The sequence below is a fragment of the Subtercola boreus genome (assembly GCF_003399635.1).
GTDB classification, from domain to species: Bacteria; Actinomycetota; Actinomycetes; order Actinomycetales; family Microbacteriaceae; genus Subtercola; species Subtercola boreus_B.
On record NZ_NBXB01000011.1, the window covers coordinates 114986 to 137754 of the forward strand.

21 protein-coding genes and 1 riboswitch are annotated in these 22769 nt (G+C 67.8%); of the genes, 5 read left to right on the forward strand and 16 right to left on the reverse strand.

The features are described 5' to 3' along the window. Positions 1-80 precede the first annotated feature (80 nt). The 4 genes from B7R22_RS03080 (at position 81) to folD (ending at position 3454) form a co-directional block, all read left to right on the forward strand. Positions 81-677, forward strand: coding sequence for an isochorismatase family protein (locus B7R22_RS03080; RefSeq protein ID WP_116410342.1), 597 nt, complete (start codon positions 81-83; stop codon positions 675-677). Further along, entirely contained in the window at positions 674-1504 is an 831-nt protein-coding gene (locus B7R22_RS03085; RefSeq protein WP_437184131.1) for a TrmH family RNA methyltransferase, read from the forward strand. Before B7R22_RS03080 ends, B7R22_RS03085 begins: the two co-directional genes overlap by 4 nt. A 157-nt stretch (positions 1505-1661) precedes the next feature. Continuing rightward, on the forward strand, positions 1662-2522 hold the full coding sequence (gene purU / locus B7R22_RS03090; RefSeq protein ID WP_437184133.1) for a formyltetrahydrofolate deformylase: 861 nt from the start codon (positions 1662-1664) through the stop codon (positions 2520-2522). 68 nt (positions 2523-2590) lie between these two features. Further along, positions 2591-3454: a bifunctional methylenetetrahydrofolate dehydrogenase/methenyltetrahydrofolate cyclohydrolase FolD gene (gene folD / locus B7R22_RS03095; RefSeq protein WP_116410546.1), complete on the forward strand. Its 864-nt coding sequence runs from the start codon at positions 2591-2593 to the stop codon at positions 3452-3454. A 306-nt stretch (positions 3455-3760) separates the two neighbouring features. Here folD and B7R22_RS03100 read toward each other — a convergent pair whose 3' ends face one another. The 7 genes from B7R22_RS03100 to B7R22_RS03130 form a co-directional block, all read right to left on the reverse strand. Beyond that, a complete protein-coding gene (locus tag B7R22_RS03100; protein WP_116410344.1) occupies positions 3761-5767 on the reverse strand; it encodes an ABC transporter ATP-binding protein in 2007 nt (668 codons plus the stop codon). 100 nt (positions 5768-5867) lie between these two features. After that, positions 5868-7208, reverse strand: a complete 1341-nt coding sequence (locus B7R22_RS03105; RefSeq protein ID WP_116410345.1) for an MFS transporter — start codon at positions 7206-7208, stop codon at positions 5868-5870. A gap of 236 nt (positions 7209-7444) precedes the next feature. Further along, complete coding sequence (ribH, locus tag B7R22_RS03110) at positions 7445-7912, reverse strand: 6,7-dimethyl-8-ribityllumazine synthase (RefSeq protein ID WP_116410346.1); 468 nt, start codon at positions 7910-7912, stop codon at positions 7445-7447. 68 nt (positions 7913-7980) lie between these two features. Further along, entirely contained in the window at positions 7981-9201 is a 1221-nt protein-coding gene (gene ribA / locus B7R22_RS03115; RefSeq protein ID WP_116410347.1) for a GTP cyclohydrolase II, read from the reverse strand. Then, complete coding sequence (locus tag B7R22_RS03120; RefSeq protein ID WP_116410348.1) at positions 9198-9827, reverse strand: riboflavin synthase; 630 nt, start codon at positions 9825-9827, stop codon at positions 9198-9200. Before B7R22_RS03120 ends, ribA begins: the two co-directional genes overlap by 4 nt. Next, entirely contained in the window at positions 9808-10923 is a 1116-nt protein-coding gene (ribD, locus tag B7R22_RS03125; protein ID WP_116410547.1) for a bifunctional diaminohydroxyphosphoribosylaminopyrimidine deaminase/5-amino-6-(5-phosphoribosylamino)uracil reductase RibD, read from the reverse strand. Before ribD ends, B7R22_RS03120 begins: the two co-directional genes overlap by 20 nt. A 207-nt stretch (positions 10924-11130) precedes the next feature. Further along, positions 11131-11301: riboswitch (FMN riboswitch) on the reverse strand. Between the two features lie 62 nt (positions 11302-11363). Then, positions 11364-12125 carry a polyprenol monophosphomannose synthase gene (locus tag B7R22_RS03130; RefSeq protein ID WP_253258846.1) on the reverse strand — a complete coding sequence of 254 codons (762 nt, stop codon included), beginning with the start codon at positions 12123-12125 and terminating at the stop codon, positions 11364-11366. A 125-nt stretch (positions 12126-12250) separates the two neighbouring features. Between B7R22_RS03130 and B7R22_RS03135 the strand changes: the two genes are divergently transcribed. Then, complete coding sequence (locus B7R22_RS03135; RefSeq protein WP_253258847.1) at positions 12251-13471, forward strand: FUSC family protein; 1221 nt, start codon at positions 12251-12253, stop codon at positions 13469-13471. A 147-nt stretch (positions 13472-13618) separates the two neighbouring features. On the opposite strand, the gene B7R22_RS03140 is transcribed toward B7R22_RS03135, so the two are convergent. The 9 genes from B7R22_RS03140 to B7R22_RS03180 form a co-directional block, all read right to left on the reverse strand. Next, the gene (locus tag B7R22_RS03140) at positions 13619-14500 is read right to left on the reverse strand and encodes a cytochrome c oxidase assembly protein (RefSeq protein WP_253258848.1); all 882 of its coding nucleotides are present in this window, start codon (positions 14498-14500) and stop codon (positions 13619-13621) included. A 198-nt stretch (positions 14501-14698) separates the two neighbouring features. Then, positions 14699-15721 carry a tryptophan--tRNA ligase gene (trpS, locus tag B7R22_RS03145; protein ID WP_116410351.1) on the reverse strand — a complete coding sequence of 341 codons (1023 nt, stop codon included), beginning with the start codon at positions 15719-15721 and terminating at the stop codon, positions 14699-14701. Between the two features lie 183 nt (positions 15722-15904). After that, positions 15905-16759 (reverse strand): exodeoxyribonuclease III, encoded by an 855-nt coding sequence (locus tag B7R22_RS03150; protein WP_116410352.1) that lies wholly within the window; start codon positions 16757-16759, stop codon positions 15905-15907. A 30-nt stretch (positions 16760-16789) separates the two neighbouring features. Continuing rightward, entirely contained in the window at positions 16790-17980 is a 1191-nt protein-coding gene (locus B7R22_RS03155; RefSeq protein WP_116410353.1) for a YihY/virulence factor BrkB family protein, read from the reverse strand. A 23-nt stretch (positions 17981-18003) separates the two neighbouring features. Next, the gene (locus B7R22_RS03160; protein ID WP_116410354.1) at positions 18004-18762 is read right to left on the reverse strand and encodes a succinate dehydrogenase iron-sulfur subunit; all 759 of its coding nucleotides are present in this window, start codon (positions 18760-18762) and stop codon (positions 18004-18006) included. Positions 18763-18765: 3 nt separating this feature from the next. Then, entirely contained in the window at positions 18766-20565 is a 1800-nt protein-coding gene (gene sdhA, locus B7R22_RS03165; RefSeq protein WP_116410355.1) for a succinate dehydrogenase flavoprotein subunit, read from the reverse strand. A gap of 22 nt (positions 20566-20587) precedes the next feature. Then, positions 20588-21037: a succinate dehydrogenase hydrophobic membrane anchor subunit gene (locus tag B7R22_RS03170; protein ID WP_116410356.1), complete on the reverse strand. Its 450-nt coding sequence runs from the start codon at positions 21035-21037 to the stop codon at positions 20588-20590. Beyond that, a complete protein-coding gene (gene sdhC / locus B7R22_RS03175) occupies positions 21037-21462 on the reverse strand; it encodes a succinate dehydrogenase, cytochrome b556 subunit (RefSeq protein ID WP_301182588.1) in 426 nt (141 codons plus the stop codon). The genes B7R22_RS03170 and sdhC overlap by 1 nt, the downstream gene beginning before the upstream one ends. 101 nt (positions 21463-21563) lie before the next feature. Further along, positions 21564-22718 carry a glycosyltransferase family 4 protein gene (locus tag B7R22_RS03180; protein ID WP_116410357.1) on the reverse strand — a complete coding sequence of 385 codons (1155 nt, stop codon included), beginning with the start codon at positions 22716-22718 and terminating at the stop codon, positions 21564-21566. Between the last annotated feature and the right edge of the window lie 51 nt (positions 22719-22769).

Here is a 22769-nt window from a genome sequence, read left to right on the forward strand (position 1 = left end):
GGGCGGGCCGGACGTAGGATTGTCTCGTCAACCAGCGGTGCACCTTCCCAGCTGCGCATCGCCCAGACGAGGAGTTCACCGTGACGAAAGCGCTGTTCATCATCGACGTGCAGAACGACTTCACCGAGGGCGGCGCGCTCGGTGTCGCCGGCGGGGGAGCGGTGGCCGCGCGTATCTCGGCGCTCCTGGCCGAGCATCCCCACACCTACGACCTGGTGATCGCCTCGCGTGACTGGCACGACGCCGACAATGACAACGGCGGCCACTTCGCGGCAACCGACGAACCCGACTTTGTGAACACCTGGCCCGTGCACTGCGTGGCGGGAACGCACGGCGCCGAGTACCACGGCGCCCTCACCGAGAAGTCGATCTCGTTCCACGTGCAAAAGGGCCAAGGGGAGCCGGCGTACTCGATCTACGAGGGCACCACCGAGGAGGGCGGCACCGTGCACCAGCTGCTCGACGAGCACGGAGTGACCGAGATCGACGTTGCCGGGCTCGCCACCGACTACTGCGTGCGTGCCTCTGCCCTCGACGCCATCGAGCACGGCCGCCATGTGCGCATCCTCACCGACCTGGTCGCGGGCGTCGACCCGCGCTCGAGCGAGGATGCTCTCGCGGAGCTCGGGCACGCGGGTGCCGAGCTCATCACCTCGGCATCGGTCGACGAGGAGTGAGTTCTTCAGGCATCCCGAACCTGATCGAGATCGACGACCTGGCTGACCTGCGGCTGGCCGACTACTCACACCAGACCGATGTGGCCCTCCGCAAGGCCCGGGGTGCTGAGCACGGCATCTACCTGGCCGAGTCGGCGCTGGTGCTGGAGCGCGCCGTACGCGCCGGACATGTGCCTCGTTCTGTTCTGGCCCTCGGAGGCTCGGTCGACGAAGCAGTGGCTGCGCTCGGACCGTTCGCCCAGACGACCCCGATCTTCGTAGGGCCGGGGGCACTGCTCGCCGAGCTGACCGGGTACATCCTGCACCGGGGAATCGTTGCGGCGATGAATCGCCCGCCGCTGGCCAGCGTGGACGACCTGCTGGCAGGTGCCGGGCTCGTTGTCGTTCTCGAAAACGTGGCAGACCCCACGAATGTGGGAGCGATCTTCCGCTCGGTGGCAGCCATCGGAGCTGACGCGGTTCTGGTGACCCCGCGCTGTTCCGACCCGTTCTATCGACGAGCGATCCGGGTGAGCATGGGCACCGTGCTGCAGGTGCCGTGGACACGCACAGGCGACTGGCCGGAACTCGGAGCGACCCTCCGCGGGGCAGGATTCGGTATCGCCGCCCTCGCTCTGGCCGAGGGTGCGGTCTCGCTCCGGGACTTCGCGGCACCGGATGCCCGGCCCGCCAGGCTCGCCCTGGTTCTCGGTGCCGAGGGAGACGGACTGACCGAGGAAGCGCTCGCTGCGGCAGACACTGTGGTGAGCATCCCCATGTCGCACGGTATCGACTCGCTGAACGTCGCCGCCGCCAGCGCGGTTGCACTCCGGGCGGTCTCCGGCTGATGCTCGTCGGGTTACCCCGGTGAAACCCGTTACCGTTAGAACGACCCATCTCGACCGAGGAGCCTGCCACACCATGGTGCCCGACCAGCCTGCGTTCGCCGACGCGCCGCCTGCCACGCCTGCCCCAGCGACCGACATCGCGCGCCCTACCGACATCGTGGGCGCTACCGACATCGGGCGCCTGACGATCCAGTGCGCCGACCAGCCGGGGATCGTCGCTGCGGTGGCCGGATTCCTCGCCGCCCACGGCGCCAACATCACAGAGCTCGGCCAGTTCTCGACCGACTCCGAGAACGGTGAATTCTTTCAGCGCACCGTCTTCCACTGCGAGAACGTGGCCGATCGCCTCGCCGAGTTCGACCGGGACTTCGCCGCGCAGGTCGGCAACCGGTTCGGTATGACCTACACCTTCACCAGCGTTGCTTCGCCGAAGCGTGTCGCCATCATGGTGTCGAAGTACGACCACTGCCTGCTCGAGCTGCTCTGGCGGAACAAGCGCGGCGACCTCGACATGGACATCACGCTGGTGATCTCGAATCATGAAGACCTCCGTGCCGACGCAGAGAGTTTCGGCGTTCCGTTCGTGCACATCCCGGTCTCACAGGCGACGAAGGCCGACGCGGAGGCCCGGCAGGTCGAGCTGCTTGCGGGCAACGTCGATCTTGTGGTCATGGCGCGATACATGCAGATCCTCTCTGCGGACTTTCTTGGCGCGGTCGGCTGCCCGGTCATCAACATCCACCATTCCTTTCTGCCCGCCTTCGCCGGTGCCGGCCCCTACCTCAAGGCGAAGGCGCGCGGGGTCAAGCTCATCGGGGCGACTGCCCACTACGCCACGGCCAACCTCGACGAGGGGCCGATCATCGAACAGGACGTGGTGAGGGTCAGCCACCGCGAGAGCGTGGGCGAGCTCGAACGGCGCGGCGCCGAGGTCGAACGGAGCGTTCTGGCCCGTGCTGTGCAGTGGCACTGTGAGGATCGCGTGATGACATACGGGAATTCCACCACCATCCTCTAGGCCTCCGGGTCGACGATGTTGCATCTGTGGAGAACTTCCAAGGAATCGTGAGTGTGAAGGAGAAGAACATGGCAGTAGCCGGAATCATCGACGGCCGGGCCGTGGCGGCACGGGTGCGCGAGCAGCTGAAGACCGACGTGGCGGAGTTCACGGCCCGCACGGGCATCCAGCCGGGCCTTGCCACCGTGCTGGTGGGCGGAGATCCCGCGTCCGAGGTATACGTGGCCAGCAAACGCAAGTCGTCGGCGGCGGCCGGCATGGCCGACCTCCACCAGCACCTGCCGGAGGATGCGACGCAGGCGGAGGTCGAGGAGTCGCTCAGGCAGCTCGCGGCGAATCACGCGGTGTCGGGCATCCTGCTGCAGCTGCCGGTGCCCGCCCATCTCGATGCAGCCTCGCTCATCGAGTTGATTCCGTTCGAGAAGGACGTCGACGGCCTGACCACGATGAGCGTCGGCCTCCTCGCCCAGGGGAAGCCCGGGCTTCGTCCGTGCACCCCCTCCGGCGTGATCGAGCTGCTGGACTCCTACGACGTGCCGATCGAGGGCGCGAGGGTCGTGGTGATCGGGCGTTCCGAGCTCGTCGGCCGGCCCGTCGCGCAGCTGCTGGTCAACCGCAACGCGACCGTGACGATCGCGCACTCGCGCACGAAAGATCTGGCGGCGGTGTGCCGCGAGGCGGACATCATCGTGGCGGCCGTCGGCGTGAAGGGCCTGGTCACGGGTGAGTTCGTGAAGCCCGGCGCGACCGTGATCGACGTGGGCATCCACCGCGGCGCTGAGGGACTGAGCGGCGACGCCGACTTCGCGTCGGTGTCGGAGGTGGCGGCACTGGTCACGCCCGTGCCCGGCGGTGTCGGCCCCATGACGATCGCTATGCTGCTCGCGAACACGCTCCGCGCGGCCGAGCTGCAGTACTCGCTCGCCGACTGACGCCTCGCTGCGCTCCGCCTCGCCGACTCGGCACCTGGTCTGCCCCACGGCCGTGGCGGCCGACGGGGGCGCACTGATTCAGGCAGGGAGGCCTGCCGCGTTCACATGTGGTCCGGCGGCCCGCGTCTCCTGAATTACGGCGCCTTGCGGGCGGCAGGGCAGCGGGGGATTGGATCGTGGCCGGGACCTCGGCTAGGTGCACCAATTCAGGCATGGAGGGTCACCGCGTTCGTATGCGGTCCGGCGGCTTGGATAACCTGAATTACTGTGCCGTGCGGGACCGGGCGGCGCGGGCGGCGCGGCGCGTCAGACGAGCAGCTGGCGTTTCGCGAGCTCGCGGTAGAGCGGCGTCGACTCCACGAGTTCGGAGTGGGTTCCCACGCCGACTACGCGGCCGTGGTCGAGCACGATGATGCGGTCGGAGTCCACGACCGTCGACAACCGGTGCGCGATCACGATCAGCGTGCGGTTCTCGGCCACCGCGTCGATGGCTTCGCGGAGCATCTGCTCGTTGAGACCGTCGAGGCTGGAGGTGGACTCGTCGAGCAGCAGGATCGGCGGCGCAGCCAGCAGGGCCCGCGCGATGGCGAGCCGCTGGCGTTCGCCGCCAGAGAGCATCACGCCCTCCTCCCCGACCGGGGCATCGAGCCCCTGTGGTGAGCGCTCGAGCACTTCGAGAAGGTTGACGGCGCCCAGCACCCGGATGCACTGCTCGTCGGTCGCGTCGGGCGTCGCGAGCAGAAGGTTCGAGCGGATGCTTCCAGCCAGCACGGGGGCATCCTGCTCGACGTAGCCGATCTGCGAGCGGAGTTCTTTGCGGTCGAGCGCCCGAATGTCCACCCCGCCGACGCGGATGACTCCCGCCGTCGCGTCGTAGAACCGCTCGATGAGCGCCAAGATGGTGCTCTTGCCGGCCCCCGACGGCCCGACGAGCGCAATGCGCTTGCCCCGGGGAACGCTGAAGCTCACCCCGCGCAGCACGGTCGTGCTCTGGATGCCCGGCGCGCCGGCCGCGCGCGAACCGAGGGTCGCGAGGGATTCCCGCGCACCGATCTCGCCCGCGACGGGTTCCCTCGCACCGAGTTCCCGCGCACTCAGCTCGCCCGTGGCGCCAGACGGGGCCGCCAGCTTGACGGTTCCCGGCCCGGAGAGCTCTCCCCGGGCATCCACCGCACCGTCGCCGGGCGCAGCGCGCTCTGCGTAGGAGAATTCGACACCCTCGAATTCGACGGCGAGCTCGACCGCCGACGGGTCGAACGCGCCAGCAGCCGCCCCCCGCACATGCAGTGGCACATCGTCGCGGTCGGTCTGGCCCTCGCCCGGCAGGTCGATGATCTCCTGGATGCGGCCAAGCGCGCCGAGCGCCGAGTTCACCGAGGTGAACGCCCCGAATGCCTGGCCGAGCGGCAGGATCATCAGGAACAGGAACAGGATGAACGACACCAGTGAGGCGATGGTGATGGCCCCGCTCGCCACCCGGTACCCGCCGACGCCGATCACGGTGAGGAAGGCGACCTGCATCGCGATGCCGGCGACAGGTACCACCAGGGCAGAGATCCTGGCGACCTGGATGCCCATCAGCCAGGCGCCCTCGGCGTCCTTCTCGACGGCGACCACCTCGCGCTCTGTGGCGTTGGCGGCGCGTACCGTGCGGACGGCGCTGATGGCCCGCTCGACGCTCGCAGCGAGGTCGCCGACCTTCTCCTGCGCCTTGCGGCTCGCGACCCGGATGCGGGCGGAGAGCAGCACTACCACCACGATCGACACACCGACGACGAGTACGGTCAGCCCGAGCAGAACCGGGTCGATGATCAGCATGGCGATCAGCGCCCCGACGAAGGTCAGGGAGCCGCCGATCGCCTCGACGAGACCCTGGGTGAGCACCGCGCGAAGCAGCGTGGTGTCAGACCCGACGCGGGAGACGAGGTCGCCGGTGCGTCGTACATCGAATTCGCGGATGGGCAGGTTGAGCATCCGCCGCACCAGCTTGCGCCTCGACGACAATACCACACCCTCACCGGTGCGCTGGAGGAGGTAGTGCTGGAAGCCGCTGATCAGCCCGGAGACGACGACGAGCGCGACCAACGCCCAGACCAGCCCCGAGAGGCTCTGGTTGTTCGTGACGAGGGTGATGACCTGGCTGACGAGGAGCGGTTGGGCGAGGCTCGCAGCCGCCCCCAGCACGCTCAGCACAATCACGAAGGCGAGCACCTTCTTGTGCTCGAAGAGGTAGGGGAGCAGGTCGCTGAACCGGGCCCGGGGGCCGTCGTCCTTGCTTCTGCGGCGGCCGCGGGGTTGTGCAGTATTCGTCATGGCTACTTTCGATCCCCTCAAGTTTAGGTCGCCCGCACGCAGAAGGGCGCCTCGGCCAGGGGATGACCGGGGCGCCCTTCGAGCGGTGAAGTGTGCGGGCTCAGCTCAGGTTGTCGTCGTACTCCACGTCGCGGGTCTCCTTGCTGAGGAACAGCGCGACCAGCGTGATCGCGGCCATCACTGCCAGGTACACCCCGACGAGCACCGGGCTCCCGGATGCTGCAGCCCACAGTGCCACGGCGACGAAGGGTGCGACGGCCGCACCGAGGATCGAGGCGAAGTTGTAGCTGATTGCCGAGCCGGTGTACCGCACGTTGGCGGGGAACAGCTCGGGCAGTACCGACGCCATCGGGCCGAACGTCAGCCCCATCAGGGTGAAGCCGATGATGAGGAGGGCCATCGTTCCGATGAAGCCGGCGCCGAAGAGCGGCACGAAGAGCAGGCCGAAGATGAGGATGCCGATCGTGGTGGCGATCAGCGTCAGGCGACGACCGTACTTCTCGGCCAGGGGCCCGGAGACGAGGGTGAAGATTCCGAAGAACACCACACCGACGATGAGCATGATCAGGAAGTCGGTGCGCGAGTATCCGAGACCGGGCGTAGCAGCGGTGGTGGCCGTGGTGCCGTAGGTGAGCGTGTACGTCGTCATCAGGTAGAAGAGCGTGTACGTGGCCAGCATGATGAACGTGCCGAGGATGAGCGGGCGCCAGCTCGACTTGAACACGCGGGCGACCGGGACCTTCGCGACCTCGCCGCTGTCGATGACCTTCTGGAAGGCCGGCGTCTCGACGAGCTTGAACCGCACGTAGAGGCCGACGATGACGAGCACAGCGCTGATCACGAAAGGGACGCGCCAGCCCCACGCGGCGAACGCGTCGGCCGACATGGTGAGGCTCAGCACGAGGAAGATGCCGTTGGCGAGGATGAAGCCGATCGGGGCGCCCATCTGCGGGAACGTTCCGTAGATCGCCCGCTTGCCCTTCGGGGCGTTCTCGGTGGCCAGCAGCGCAGCGCCGCTCCACTCGCCGCCGAGGCCGAGGCCCTGGGCGAAACGGAACAGCGTAAGGAGTAGCGGTGCCCAGATTCCGATCTGGGCATATGTCGGCAGAAGGCCGATCAGAACCGTCGCGATGCCCATGGTGAGGAGCGATGCGACCAGCGTCTTCTTGCGGCCGATCCGGTCACCGAAGTGCCCGAAGATGATCGAACCGATCGGCCGGGCGATGAACGCGATGCCGAATACGAGGAACGACGACAGGAGGCTGACGGTCGGGTTCGAGTTGTCGGGGAAGAACAGCTTCGGGAACACGAGCACCGCAGCCGTGCCGTACACATAGAAGTCGTAGAACTCGATCGAGGTTCCGATGAGGCTGGCGAGAATGACCCGGTTGCGAGTGTTGGCGGGGGCCGCGGGTGGGGCTGCGATCTGGGGCGAAGACATGACGGCTTTCAGACAGGGGAGACGGGGGCGCGTGCGCCGGGCACACGGAGATCACAGTGGGCGAGAGCGACGATCGGGCGCGAAGTCAACCACGGTGTGACGGGGAGTCGGTTGGTGAACCGCCCTCAAACCATACCGCGGTTGCGCCAACATGGCCTGCTGCCGTGAATCCTGCTCAGAGCGCGCGGAGCACCAGAGCGCGCGGATCACCAGAGCGCTCAGAGCGCTCAGAGCGCTCAGAGCGCGCGGAGCACCAGAGCGGTGGCGACCGCGGCCTCTGCGGCTTCGCGGCCCTTGTCCTCCTTCGAGCCGGGCAGTCCGGCTCTGTCGAGGCCCTGGGCCTCGTCGTCGAGGGTGAGAACGCCGAAGCCCACGGGCTTTCCCGTCAGCACGCTCACCTGCGTGAGGCCGCTGGTGGCGGCATCCGAAACGTATTCGAAGTGCGGTGTGCCGCCACGGATGATCACGCCGAGCGCCACGACCGCATCCGCTCCCGCCTCCAGCGCGGCGCGGCAGACGACCGGCAGCTCGAAGCTCCCGGGCACGTGGAGTTCGGTGACGTCGACCTTCGCCTCGGCGAGTGCGGCCCGTGCGCCGGCCAACAGGCCCTCGGTGATCTGCTGGTGCCAGCGGCCGGCGACGATGGTGACCTTGAGCCCTGTTCCGTCGAGGGGGGTGGTCGTGGGGGATCCGGCGCCGCTCATGGTCGGTGGCCTTTCTGTAGAGGAATGAGAGTGGGAGCGATGGTGCGACAGTAGCCGCGTCAGCCGCGTCAGCCTGGGAGGAGGTGTCCCATGCGATCACGCTTGGCGTCGAGGTAGCCGGCGTTCGATCCGCCGCGACCGACGATCAGCGGCTCGCGCTCCGCTACCGTGATGCCGAGCGCCTCGAGCTGGTGCACCTTGTCGGGGTTGTTGGTGAGCAGCCGCACGCGGTCGAGGCCGAGATCCAACAGGATCGCCGCCGCTGCGCCGTACTCGCGCCCGTCGACGGGCAGGCCCTGGGCGGTGTTGGCGTCGAGCGTGTCGAGGCCGTCCTCCTGCAGCCGGTAGGCCCGGAGTTTGTTGAGCAGCCCGATTCCCCGGCCTTCATGCCCGCGCAGGTATATGACGACCCCACCGCGTTCGGCGATCATGCTGAGTGCGGCATCCAGTTGCGGACCGCACTCGCACTTCAGCGAACCGAACGCTTCTCCGGTAAGGCACTCGGAGTGCACCCGGATGACGGCGCCCTCCGCCTGGGGATCCCCGGAGACGACAGCCAGATGATCCGTCTTCGTCTCGTTGTCGTGGTAAGCGCGGAACCGGAACGACCCGTGGATGGTCGGCACGACCGTCTCGACCTCGAACGTCACGCGGGCGAGCGCTGGCGCGACCAGGGCCGGCCCGATCTGATCGAGCCACTCGATGAGCGCCGCGATCGTGGTGACCGGCAGGCCTTCGCGTTCGCCGAGCTCCAGCAGTTCGGGCATCCGTGCCATCGAACCGTCATCGGAGACGATCTCGCCGATGACCCCTACGGGCACCAGCCCGGCGAGACGCAGCAGTTCGACCGACGCCTCCGTGTGCCCGGGACGCTGCCGCACGCCGCCGTCGACGGCAACGACGGGCAGCACGTGCCCGGGCCGGATGAAGCTCGCCGGCGTGGCCGCACCGTCAGCGAGCGCGCGGAGGGTGTGCGCACGATCGTGGGCGCTGATGCCCGTCGTCACACCCTCCGACGCGTCGACCGTGATCGCGTAGGCGGTGCGCCTGGCGTCCTGGTTCTGTTCGACCATGGGCGGCAGGCCGAGCTCTGCGGCGCGGGCGACGGTCATCGGCGCACAGAGGAAGCCGGAGGTGTGCCGCACCATCCAGGCGATCCACTCCGGAGTCGCCCGTTCGGCCGACAGGATCGCGTCGCCCTCGTTCTCCCGGTCTTCGTCGTCGGCGACGATCACGGGCCGGCCGGCGCGCAGCGCGTCGAGAACCTCGGGCATGCTCGACAGTGTCATCGTGCGCTCCTCACGGCCAGCAATCGCTCGACATGCCGGGCCAGGATGTCGGTCTCGATGTTCACGCGGTCGCCGACAGCGAGCGAGCCGAGGGTGGTCGCGGCCAGGGTCTCCGGGATGAGCGAGACCTCGAACCAGTGGTCGGCGGTGGGCTCCGGATGCCCGTGGGACCCATCGACGTTCGACACCGTGAGCGACACCCCCGCCACCGCGATCGACCCCTTGTCGACGACGAGAGCTGCGAGCTCATCGTCGAGGCTGAAGCGCAGCACGCTCCAGGACTCGCCGGGCGTGACCGCGAGCACGGTGCTCGTGCCGTCGATGTGGCCCTGCACGATATGCCCGCCGAGGCGGTCGCCGACCAGTGCAGCGCGTTCGAGATTCACCGTGTCGCCGGGCTGAAGGGCGCCGATCGTCGACATGTCGAGTGTCTGCTGCATCACGTCGGCGGTGAACGTCTCCGCGGTCTGCGCGACGACGGTGAGGCACACTCCGCTCACCGAGATGGAGTCGCCGTGCTTCGCGCCCTGCACGGCGAGGGGCGCCCGGAGAGTGATCCGGATGACGTCGGCGGAGGGTTCGAGGGCGAGCACTTCGCCCTTCTCTTCAATGATTCCGGTGAACACGGGTGGTCTCCTTCTGAGGGGCGGGCAGTGGTGGCGTGGGGGCGGGTGGGGTGCCGGGCGGTGCGGGCGGTGACAACTGTGCCGGCGGTGCGGGCGTGTCCGCCGGCGGTGCTGGTCGGGCGACGATCCGCACATCGGCACCGATCGTGTCGACGGAGTCGATGACCAGCCGCCGGGCATCCGGGAGCGACGGAACACCGAGGTCGCTGAGCGCGAGCCCGGGGCCACCGACCAGCACCGGCGCGAGGTAGACGACGAACTCGTCGACGAGCCCCGCCCGGACGAAGGCGCTGGCAAGGGTCGGGCCGCCCTCGACGAACACCGAGCGCACCCCGTTGTCGAAGAGGTCGTCGAGCACGGCGGGGAGGTCGTGGGTGTCGTAGTGCCGCAGGGGCTCCGGATGCCGCGCCAGCGCGCTCCCGGCGGGAATCGCCCTGGCGCCGATGACGACAGGCGCCGGTTGGTGGGGAAGCAGCGACCCGTCAGGGCTCCGCGCGGTGAGCTCCGGGTCGTCGGCCAGCACCGTTCCCGTGCCGACCACGATGGCGTCGACATGGCCCCGCCGCTTGTGCACGTCGTGCCGTGCATCCAAGCCGGTGATCCACTGGCTGGTGCCGTCGGCCGCCGCTGTTCGCCCGTCGAGGCTCGACGCCCACTTCAGGGTGACGAACGGCCTGCCGGTGCGAACGGCGCTCAGCCAGGGGCGGATGCTCTGCTCGACGTCGTCCTCGAGTAGGCCGGCGACGGCGCGTACCCCTCGGGATGCGAGAGAGGCGGCTCCGCCCGCGGAGGCGACCCCGGGGTCGCGGACCCCGAAGTACACCGCGGTCACGCCCGCGTCGGCTAGAGCCGTGCTGCACGGCCCCGTGCGACCGGTGTGGTTGCAGGGTTCCAGGGTGACGACGGCGGTGGCCCCGAGGGCGAGGCGCGGGTCGGCGAGGTTGGAGAGGGCATCCACCTCGGCGTGCGGTGTGCCCGCACCGCGGTGCCAGCCTTCGGCGAGGATCGTGCCGTCGGGAGCGAGCAGTACGGCGCCCACGCAGGGATTGACACCCCAGGCCGGCCCGTTCGCTGAGAGCAGGATGGCTCGGCGCATGGCGGCAGCCAGCACCGAGGCGGTCGGTGTCGCGGTCACGGGCGCCGCCGTGTGATCGGCCGGCGCCACCAGGCTGTCGGCCGCGCGCGCACCCGCACGCTCGGTGTCAGCTCGGCTCTCGCTCGGCAGGGGCATCCGGAATCCTCGTCAATGACGGTACCCGGGTGGCGCAGAACGCCCGTGAGTCGTCGGCAACGTCGACGACCACGCGTGCACCTCTCATCCGGACTCCTGGAGTCGCCGGCGAACCAGCAGCTCCATGACCGTCGGTTCCGGAATTACACCGGATCAGCACGGGACGGCCCCACGGTTGTGGTTTCGCTCTGCGCTCGCGGACTCTCACCGCCGGTTCGGATTCTCACCGACCCCGGGCACGATGATGGCAGTCTACTCCCCGCCTGCTGGGTGAGCCCCGGGAGGGTGCCGCCTGGGTCGGAGAGTTACAGCGTCGCGTCTTTGGGCGCGGCGAGCGCCTGGGACTTCGGGATGCGCCCGAGGCGGGAGGCGAACCCCCACGACGTGACCTTCGCCAGCGCCTCGATCACGATGCCGCTGGTCATCTTCGACTGGCCCTCGAGCCGCTCCACGAACGTGATCGGGAACTCCTTGACGTCGCCGCCCGAACGCTCCACGAGCCAGGCCAGCTCGATCTGGAAGCAGTAGCCCGCACTGTCGAGGCGCGAGAGGTCGAGGTTCCGAAGGGTCTCGGCGCTGAAACCCCGGTACCCCGAGGTGATGTCGTGCAGCTTCGACGAGAGCATGATGCGGGCATACGTCGTGCCCGAGCGGGAGATGAGCTTGCGGTACCACGGCCAGTTCTCGGTCTTGCCGCCCGGGATCCATCGTGCGCCGATGCCGAGGTTCGCCCCGTCGTCGAGGAGCTTCAGCAGGCGCGGCAATTCCTCGGGCTGATGGGAGCCGTCGGCATCCATCTCGATGATCTGCTCGTAGCCGTGCTCGAGCGCCCAGCCGAACCCGGCGACGTATGCCGTTCCGAGCCCGTTCTTGCCCGGGCGGTGCATGATGTTCACGCGCGGGTTGGTGGCCGCGATGGCGTCGACGATCTCCCCCGTACCGTCGGGCGAGTTGTCGTCGACCACGAGGATGTGCACCTCCGCGTCCGCGTTGAGGATGCGCTCGATCATCGCGGAGATGGTGTCTTTCTCGCGGTAGGTCGGCATGACGACGACAGCTCCAGGCAATGGGCTACCTTCCTTACGTGCTTCGCTCCGATCAGAGCAACCTCCCCACACTAACTCACCAGCATTGGCGCGGAAAATCCGGAGGAGGCCCTTCAATATACGACACAGCCTCCTAGTGTTGTGGTGTGAAGCCTGACAAATCCCTCCCATTGACAGGCGAGCGGCGACCGCGCGGTGCCGGTTCGGCCCGCGCTTCGGGCGGTACTCCGGGTGGATCCCCGGGTGGGTGGTGGGGCCGGTTCCGCGTGCGACGGATGAACGTGTCGGCGTTCTCGCCGGAGCGCTACGCCCGCCTCATTTTGTCGACCTCCCGCGTGCCCTTCCTGCAGGTCGTGAAGACGAGCGCCGCGGCCATCCTCGCGTGGATCGCGACGGCGCCCCTGCTGCAGGGGCAGATCCCGCTCTTCGCGGTGATCGCCGCGATTCTCGTGGTTCAGCCGAGCGTCAACCAGTCTTTCGGCAAGGCGCTGGAACGCTGCGTGGGCGTGGTCATCGGCGTCGTTCTCGCGTACTTCGTGGGGGTGGTATTCGGGTCGAATTCGTGGGCCGTGCTGCTGGCCGTCATCGTCGCCCTGATGCTCGCGTGGGCGCTCCGGCTGGGGCCGACCTCCTCGGTACAGATCCCGATCAGCGCGATGCTGGTGCTCGCGCTGGGGGCGACCGCGCCGGGATATGCCGTCAACCGCATCCTCGAGACCGTCATCGGGGCCCTCATCGGTGTGGGCGTGAACCTGCTCATCGTGCCACCGGTCGCTCTTCAGCCCGTGCACGAGGCTGTTGCGCGGCTGGGCAACGAGGTGAGCGGCATCCTGGACTCGCTCGCGCGCATCCTGAGCAGCCCGACCACTGCGAACGAGCGCACCACGATGCTGGTCGAGGCGCGGCTGCTGACACCGATGCGTGCCAAGGCGGCGGCGGCGCTCGCCGCGGGGGAGGAGAGCCTGAAGTACAACCCACGGCGTTCGGTGCACCGCGACCTGCTCGAGGCCGACGGCACGCTGCTGGCGATGCTCTCGATCCTCGTCACCCGCGTGGTGGGCATGGCCCGCGGAGTCGTCGACCACTACGACGAGAGCCTCCCCGAGGAGCCGCTCGTGGCGGAGGTGGTCTCCGAGTTGCGGCGCGCGTCGCACGACCTCCGGCTGGTCATCCAGAACGCGGACCTGCCGGGTGCAACGGGGCCATCGGTTCCGGTTCTGGATGATCTCCCCGCCCTCACCGCCCCGCTGACGATCGCCCGGCCGAGCAGCGAGCACTGGGTGCTGCTGGGGTTCCTGCTCGAAGACCTGCGCCGCATCCACGAGGAGCTGGTGGACGCGACGGCCGACGCGCCCCCCGAGGGCTGACGCCCCCCCGCCCCCGCCCCTCGCTCCCGAAGTCGGGCTGCCGGAGCGCATTCTGGAAGGCGCCCCCACATGGGACATCCGCGCGTGCGCGCCGGGGCGCGGAAGCGACAAACTGGCGCGAAACCGAAGTCGGGCGGGCGGGGCGCGTCAGGCGGGCGGGCGACGGTCGAACGACTTGAGGTGCGCGTCGGTCAGGGCCGCCATCTCCTCGTCGGTCAGGTCGTCGAGACCCTTCGCCTCCGTGCGGTCGTGCTTCGACCAGCGCACGAACAGCAGGATGAGGATGGGGATGTCCGCGATCTCGGCGATGAACCACAGCAGATCGCCCGAGAGCTGCTGGTCGCGGAGAGCGCTGGGGAACCAGCCGGGCACCGCCCCGAGCACCGGCCCGGCGTGGTCGAGGATCTGGTCGTTAAGCCGCAACAGGATGCCCGGGATGGCGTCGACGACCAGTTCGACGAAGGCCAGCATGAACTCGGCCGCGATGAAGAGGCTGGTGCGCACGACGACCAGCTCGGTGAGCGGCAGCACGAGGATCAGGCCGACCAGCGGCACCAGCACCGTGATGACGTCCTGCGCGACGGGGGAGGCCCGGAGACTTCCAGCGATGGGGGTCAGGAACACGGAGAAGGCGGCCAGGGCGAAGACGGGGCCGAACACCGCGTTGCCCATCACGCCGATGACCCGGGACTCCAGCACGCGTTCGAGCATCGCCCGGCCGCGCGGACTGCCGGCCAGGGCTTCACGGGCAAGGGCGACGGGCTTGCCGGTGGCGACGAGGCCGGGCACGGCGAACAGCAGCAGCGCGATGCGGGTCGTGAACGCGAACCGCAACTGCTGGGAGTAGACGCCGAGGAATCCGAACTCGATCACCGCGAACGATCCGAGTCCCAGCAGATAGAACCCGGCCGAACGCCGGAGCGACCAGTGCATCCCGCGCTTCGCGAGGCTCCGGATGCCCAGGCCGTACAGAACGCCCGCGATGACGATCACCGCCAGCCCGACAGGTTCGACCTGCCAGGCCGTCACGAAGTCAAGAATGTCAGGCGTGGCGTCTCCTCCGGTTCCCCCTCCATTATGCGCTCATCGAGACACCGAAAATTGTCGCTCTGAGGCGCGAATAGCGACAATTTTCGGGATCTCGATTGCCGAGGGAAGGGACGAGGCGGGATGGCGGCGGCGGGGCGGGAGGCGTGCGGGCGAGGCGGGGGTCAGACGAGGCGGTGGTCAGACGAGGCGGTAGCGCTGGCGGCGCAGGAAGCCGACACGGTCGTAGACCGTGGCGAGTGTCTGCTCGGCGACCTCGTTTGCACGGTCTGCCGCCGCCGAGAGGATGCGGTCGAGCTCGACCGGGTCGGCGAGCAGTTCGAGGGCCCGCTCCCGGATCGGCGACACGGTCTCGACGACCACCTCCGCGAGAGCCTTCTTCAGGTCACCGTAGCCGCGGCCCGCGTACTCGGCCTCCAGCGAGGCGATCGACTGGCCGCTGAGCACCGAGAAGACGGTCAAGAGGTTCGACACCCCGGGCTTCGCGGCCGGATCGAAGACGATCCCGCCGTCGGCGTCGGTCACGGCCCGCATGATCTTCTTCTTCGTCACCGACGGTTCGTCGAGCATCCAGATCACTCCGGCCTTCGACTCGGCCGACTTCGACATCTTCGAGCCCGGGTTTTGCAGGTCGAAGATCTTCGCGGTCTCTTTGAGGATGTAGGGCTCAGGCACAGCGAACGTGTCACCGAACCGGCCGTTGAAGCGGGTCGCGAGGTCGCGGGTGAGTTCGATGTGCTGACGCTGGTCTTCGCCCACCGGCACTTCGGCCGCCTGGTACAGCAGGATGTCGCCGGCCTGCAGGATCGGGTACGTGAACAACCCCACCGACGTCGTGTCGGTGCCCTGCTTGGCCGATTTGTCTTTGAACTGCGTCATGCGGGCAGCCTCGCCGAAGCCGGTGATCGTGTTCAGCACCCAGGCGAGCTCGGCGTGCGCGGGAACGTGCGACTGCACGAAGAGTGTCGAACGTGCCGGGTCGATTCCCGCCGCGATGTACTGCGCGACGGTGCGCCGCGTGTTCTCGCGAAGCTCTGCGGGATCCTGCGGCACCGTGATCGCGTGCAGGTCGGCGAGCATGTAGAAGGCTTCGTGCGACTCCTGCAGGGCCTTCCAGCTGAGCAGGGCGCCCACGTAGTTGCCGAGGTGGAGCGATTCGGCCGACGGCTGCATGCCGGACAGCAGGCGGGGCTTGGATGCCATGGGTTCAGTTCCTAACAAAGGGTTGGAGAAAGTCTAGGTGGCCCGCCGGATGGGACGGCAGGGTGTGCGCCGCAGCGGCGGGATGGGTGCTGCCGGTCGTGCGCCGCAGCGGCGGCGGCGCACCAGGGGTGTGCGGAGAAACGTGGTGCGCGGATCGCACCACATTCCGCAGCGCGGACCGCGTCAGATTGCGTAGTCAACGACGACAGGCGTGTGATCCGACCAGCGCTCGTCGTGCGCGGCAGCGCGGTCGACCGAGTAGTTCGTCACGCGGGCGGCGAGCTCGGGCGTCGCCATCTGGTAGTCGATGCGCCATCCGGTGTCGTTGTCGAAGGCCTGGCCGCGCCACGACCACCACGTGTAGGGGCCGTCGACCTCGCCGGCCTGCTCGCGCCCGATGTCGACCCAGCCGAGCCCTGGCCCGGTCGAGCCGTCGACGCCCTCGACGCTCGCGCCCGCCTCGCCGAAGAACCGGTCGAAGTACGCCCGCTCGCGAGGCAGGAAGCCGGCTCGCTTCACGTTGCCCTTCCAGTTGCGGATGTCGAGCGTCCTGTGGCCCACGTTCAGGTCGCCGACGACCACCGCGAGCGGCGAGTGCGCGGCGATCTCGGGCAGACGCGTCGCCATCCCGTCCAGGAACCGGTACTTCTCGACCTGCTTCGGCGTACCGTCTTCGCCCGAGTGCACGTAGGCGCTCACGACGGTGACGATCTGGCCGTTGACCTCGTAGTCGGCCTCGAGCCAGCGCCCGGCGCTGTCGAATTCGTCGTCGCCGATGGTGACCCGGTGGATGCTCGCAGCAGCCCTCGACGCGATGGCGACCCCTGCGCGACCCTTCGCCGTCGCGGCATCGTGCAGGATGTTCCACTCCGGCCCGAGCAGGCCCTCGATGTCCTCCGTGGCGGCGCGCACCTCCTGGATCGCGAGGATGTCGACGTCGCGGGCATCCAGCCACGCCCCCATGCCCTTGCGGAAAGCGGCCCGGATGCCATTGGTGTTGATCGACGCGATACGCAGATTTGTGGTGCCAGAACTCATACCCTCAGTTTAGAGGGAGCCCCCGACACGCTACTTTCGGGGCGGGGTGGCGGCCGCGGGGTCGATGGCGGGAGCGGCCTTCTCCGTGGCGAGTTCGCGGTCGATGTGCTTGAGCGACCGGCGGAGGTTCGTCTTGCGGAGCCCTCGAGCATCCGCAAGCTCCTCGGAGAGCTGCGCGTGCTTCGCCTCGAGCACCTGCCGGTGGGCATCCGCCTCCGTCTGCAGGGCCTCCTGCTCCTTCTGCTCAGGAGTCAGCTGCCGCGGGTCGATGCCGGCGTCGCTCATACTGATCGTGATCCACGAGGCCACGATCAGCACGACCTGGCAGATCAGGTTGAACCAGATCAGGATGCCGATGATCACGGCGAAGGAGGCCAGCAGCGGATTGGATGTCGCGCCGCCGAGCAGCGTCGAACCGAGCGCCTTCAGTATCCCCATCGCCGCGCCGCCGAGGGCCGCACCCGGCAGGAGCTGCCGGAACGGGATCGGCACGCCCGAGAGGATGCGGTAGATGCCGGCCAGCACGAGGGTGTCGAAGAAGAACACCACCACGAGGCCGATCACCCGGCCGACGATCTCGGCGAAGGGTGACGCGTGATCGAGTCCGACCAGGTCGTAGACGAACCCGAGCGCCGCCGTCGACGCGACGGTCATCGCCATGGAGACCAGCAGCACGACGGCGAACACGATCGCGAAGCCGAGATCCTTCACCTTCAGCAGGGCGAAGTTGGTGGTCGGCCCGGGCACGTTGAAGATCAGTCGGATCGCGCTCCGCATGGCACCCAGGAACCCGATGGCCGTGAAGATCAGCCCCGCGGCGGCGACAATCCCCGTCCAGCCGAGCACAGGAGACGCGGAGGTCAGCGCTTCCGGCTTGATCGCCCCGTTCTCGCCGATCAGCCCGGGAATGCCCGAATTGAGCTGGCTGATCAGGGCATCCTGCAAGCCGGGGTTGGAAGCCAGCGCGATGCCGAAGACCGAGAAGGTCACGGCCAATGCCGCGAAGATCGCGAAGACGGCCTGGTAGCTCATGCCCGACGCGAGCAGCGGACCGCCGTTGGTGCCGTAGTTCGTGAAGACCCGCACGGGCTTCGAGGCGACGATCTTCGCGATCAGACCAGCGATGCCGCCCTGCGGCTCCGAGGAGCGCCGGGCGGCATCATCCGTTGCGTCTTCGACGACGTCACTGGGCTTCGCGTCTTTCGTCGTGGTTGTGGTCACGAGCCCAGCCTAGATCGAATGGGTCAGCGCTTGCCGAACATGATGGCCTGCTTGACTTCTGCGATCGCCTGCGTGACCTGGATGCCGCGGGGGCAGGCCTCGGAGCAGTTGAAGGTGGTGCGGCAGCGCCACACACCCTCTTTGTCGTTCAGGATGTCGAGGCGCACGGAGGACGCCTCGTCGCGGGAGTCGAAGATGAAACGGTGCGCGTTCACGATCGCCGCGGGCCCGAAGTACTGCCCGTCGGTCCAGAACACTGGGCACGACGAGGTGCACGCGGCGCAGAGGATGCACTTCGTGGTGTCGTCGAAGCGCGCACGCTCGGTGGCCGACTGCAGGCGCTCCTTGTCGGGCTTCGACGAGGCCTGAAGGAACGGCTGCACTTCGCGGTAGGAGGCGAAGAACGGCTCCATGTCCACGACGAGGTCCTTCTCCAGAGGCAGGCCCTTGATGGCCTCCACGTAGATGGGCTTCGTGATGTCGAGGTCTTTCATCAGCGTCTTACAGGCGAGGCGGTTGCGGCCGTTGATGCGCATGGCATCCGATCCGCAGACGCCGTGCGCGCAGGAGCGACGGAAGGTCAGCGACCCGTCCTGTTCCCACTTGATCTTGTGCAGGGCATCCAGAACCCGGTCCGTCGGGTACAGCTCGACGTCGAAGTCCTGCCAGCGCGGCTCTTCGTCGACCTCGGGGTTGAACCGGCGCACCATCATGGTGACGGTGAAGGTGGGGATGGGCGCTTCGGCGGGTGCCGGAGGGGAATCCAGAGTTGCTGTACTCATCTTTTAGTACTTCCTCTCCATGGGCTGGTAGCGGGTGACCACTACCGGCTTGGTGTCCAGACGGATGTGGTCGCCGGCATCGGCGGAGTGCGCGTCACCGGTGAGGTAGGCCATCGTGTGCTTCATGTAGTTCTCGTCGTCGCGCAGCGGGTAGTCCTCGCGGAAGTGGCCGCCGCGGCTTTCCTTCCGAGACATTGCCGAGTAGACGGTGACCTCGGCGAGGTCGAGCAGGAACCCGAGCTCGATGGCCTCGAGGAGGTCGGTGTTGAACCGCTTCCCCTTGTCTTGCACCATGACGTTCTTGTAGCGCTCGCGGAGACCTGCGATCACCTTCGTGACCTCGATCAGGGAATCCTCGGTGCGGAACACCTGGGCGTTCCGGTCCATCGAGTCCTGCAGCTCTTTACGCATGTCGGACATGCGCTCGGTGCCGTCGGTGGTGCGGAGCATCTGCACCAGTTCGCGGATCGGCTTTGCGGGGTCATCCGGAAGCGGCACGAACTCCGCCGTCAGGGCGTACTCCACCGCGAAGTTGCCGGCGCGCTTGCCGAAGACGTTGATGTCGAGCAGGGAGTTGGTGCCGAGGCGGTTCGAGCCGTGAACCGAGACGCAGGCGCACTCGCCGGCAGCGTATAGTCCGGGAACCACGGTGGTGTTGTCGCTCAGAACCTCGGCCCTGACGTTGGTCGGGATGCCGCCCATCGCATAGTGCGCGGTGGGGAGCACCGGCACCGGCTCGGTGTATGGCTCGACGCCGAGGTAGGTGCGCGCGAACTCGGTGATGTCGGGCAGCTTGGCGTCGATGACAGCGGGCTCAAGGTGGGTGATGTCGAGGTAGACCCAGTCCTTGTTGGGGCCGCCGCCGCGGCCTTCGCGGATCTCGGTCGCCATGCACCGGGCGACGATGTCGCGGGGGGCGAGGTCTTTGATGGTGGGGGCGTAGCGCTCCATGAAGCGCTCGCCCTCGCTGTTGCGGAGGATCGCGCCCTCGCCGCGGGCCGCTTCGGAGAGCAGGATGCCGAGACCCGCCAGCCCCGTCGGGTGGAACTGGTAGAACTCCATGTCCTCCAGCGGCAGGCCCTTCCGCCAGATGATGCCGACCCCGTCACCGGTGAGGGTGTGGGCGTTCGAGGTGGTCTTGAAGATCTTGCCGAAGCCACCGGTCGCGAAGACGATCGACTTGCCCTGGAAGACGTGCAGCGCTCCGGTGGCGAGCTCGTAGGCGACCACACCGGCGGGACGCTTCTGGCCGTCGACGTCGACCATGATCAGGTCGAGCACGTAGTACTCGTTGAAGAAGTTGATGCCGTGCTTGACACAATTCTGGTAGAGCGTCTGGAGGATCATGTGACCGGTGCGGTCAGCCGCATAGCAGGCCCGGCGCACGGGGCTCTTGCCGTGGTCACGGGTATGGCCGCCGAAGCGGCGCTGGTCGATCTTGCCCTCCGGTGTGCGGTTGAAGGGCAGGCCCATGTTCTCGAGATCGTAGATCGCGTCGATGGCCTCCTTCGCCAGGATCTCGGCGGCATCCTGGTCGACCAGGTAGTCACCGCCCTTGACGGTGTCGAACGTGTGCCACTCCCAGTTGTCCTCTTCGACGTTGGCGAGGGCTGCAGCCATACCGCCCTGCGCCGCACCGGTGTGCGAGCGCGTGGGGTAGAGCTTCGAGATCACGGCCGTGTTCGCCTTGGGGCCGGCCTCGATGGCCGCGCGCATGCCTGCGCCGCCGGCGCCGACGATGACGACATCGTGCTGGTGGTAGGTGACGCCGTCAACGACGGTGCCGTCTGGGTAATCGGTCACTGGGATGCTTTCTGGTGGATCGTTACGGGACCGGGCAGAAGGAGAGAGCCTGGTCTGCCGGGATCAGAGTGCTGCAGGGGTCGAACGTGAAGACGACGAGCGTGCCGAGCACGATCAGCACGGCGGCTGCGACGAGCAGCGCACCGAGCAGGATGCGGCGGACCGTCGGGTTCGACGCGTAGTCGTTCACGATGGTGCGCATGCCGTTCGAGCCGTGGATCATGGCGAGCCAGAGCATCACGACGTCCCAGATCTGCCAGAACGGGGTGGCGTACTTGCCCGCGACGAAGGCGAAGTCGATGGCCTTAATGCCGTCGCCCTGCACGAGGTTCACGAACAGGTGGCCGAAGATCAGGATGATCAGCAGCACACCGGAGGCGCGCATGTAGATCCAGCCGTACTTTTCCCAGTTGACGCGGCCTTTCGAGGCGCGCTGCTGGGGCTGGCGGGGGGACTCGATGATCGTCGACATCAGTGGGGCTCCGTAAAGACGTTGTGGAGATGGATCGGGGCGAAGCCCAGTGTCCCGATGACCCAGACGGCGATGACGATCCAGAACATCAGGCGCTGGTACTTCGCGCCCTTGCTCCAGAAGTCGATGAGGATGATGCGGAGCCCGTTGAACGCGTGGAACATGATGGCGATCACCAGCGCGGTCTCACCGAGCCCCATGATCGGGTTCCTGTAGGTGCTCATGACCGCGTCGTAGGCGCCGGGCGAGACCCGGATCATCGCCGTGTCGAGCACGTGCACGAGCAGGAAGAAGTAGATGGCCACACCGGTGATCCGGTGGAGCACCCACGACCACATACCGGTGTTGCCGCGGTACAGGGTACCGGCCGGCCGTTTCGACGAGCTCCGGGCTGTGGTGAGCGTCGATACCGCTTCATTGGGCACGCGCAACCCCCTTTGGTTAAGGATGGGTTCGTGGCCCCGGGAACACTTCTGGAACGCACGAATTCTGTATCAGCATAATGTTCGCATCGTGAAATGTCTTGTTAGGAGAGCCTTACCCGACGCTGCGTAGTGGGTTCAAGTCTAGGCACGCCGATCACCGATTCGTAGTGCTTGACGAGCTCATCGCAGACGTTCGTCCACGTGCGGCCGAGCACGGCGCGCCGACCCGCCTCGCCGAAGCGCAGCCGCAGTGTCTCGCTCGCGACCAGATCCTCCACGAGCTGGCGGAGCTCTGCCGGATCCGCCGGGTCGTAGAGGTACCCGTCTGTGCCGTCGGCAACGAGGTCGATCGGCCCGCCGGCGCGGGGAGCGACCACCGGCAGACCGGCCGCGTGAGCCTCCTGCAGGGTCTGGCCGAACGTCTCCTCTGTACCGGTGTGCAGAAAGAGGTCGAAGGCCGCGTAGGCATCAGAGAGCGCCTCCCCGCCGAGCCGGCCGAGGAAGGTGACGGGCATCCCGTCTGTCGCCCGGGCGACGGATGCCTCGCTCGGACCGTCGCCGACGACGGCGAGATGGATGCCCGGCACCCCCCTGAGCTCGGCGAGCCGTTCCACCTGCTTCTCCGGTGCCAGGCGCCCGACGTATCCCACGACGACCTCGTCGCCGTTCGGGCGGAGCCGCTCCCGGAGCGCCACGGCCGAGGGCCGCGACCGGTTGTTCGGGTGGAACGCCTCGAGGTCGACACCACGGGCCCACCGCTTCAGTCTCGGAACGCCGATGCTCTGCAGATCATCCATCGACGCGCTTGAGGGCACGAGAGTGAGGTTCGCACCCTCGTGCACCCACTTCACGAACTTCCAGGTGAGCTTCGTCGCGGGCCCGAGATGGTTGCGTTTCGCGTAGCCGGCCATGTCGGTCTGGAAGATCGCCACCGAAGGGACGCCGAGCCGGTTCGCCGCGGCGATCGCCTGGGCGCCGAGGAAGAAGGGAGAGGCGGCGTGCACGACGTCCGGTTCGAACTGAGCGATGAGGCGCTGCACGAGCAGGTTCGGGAGCCCGACTGGGAAGCTGCGGTAGCGCGCGGCCGGCACCTCGAAGACCGGGAAGCCCCGGTAGTGCGACGGGGCGTGCGCCGCCGGGCAGATCACGATGGCGTCGTGGCCCTCCTGGGCGAGGTGATCGAGCACCTTGCAGACGCTGTTGGTTACTCCATTGACGGTGGGGAGGAAGCTTTCGGTCACGATTGCAACTCTCATGGCTTCCACGGTAGGAAGCGAGTGTGGCGTCCCCATGAATGCGGAGTGACT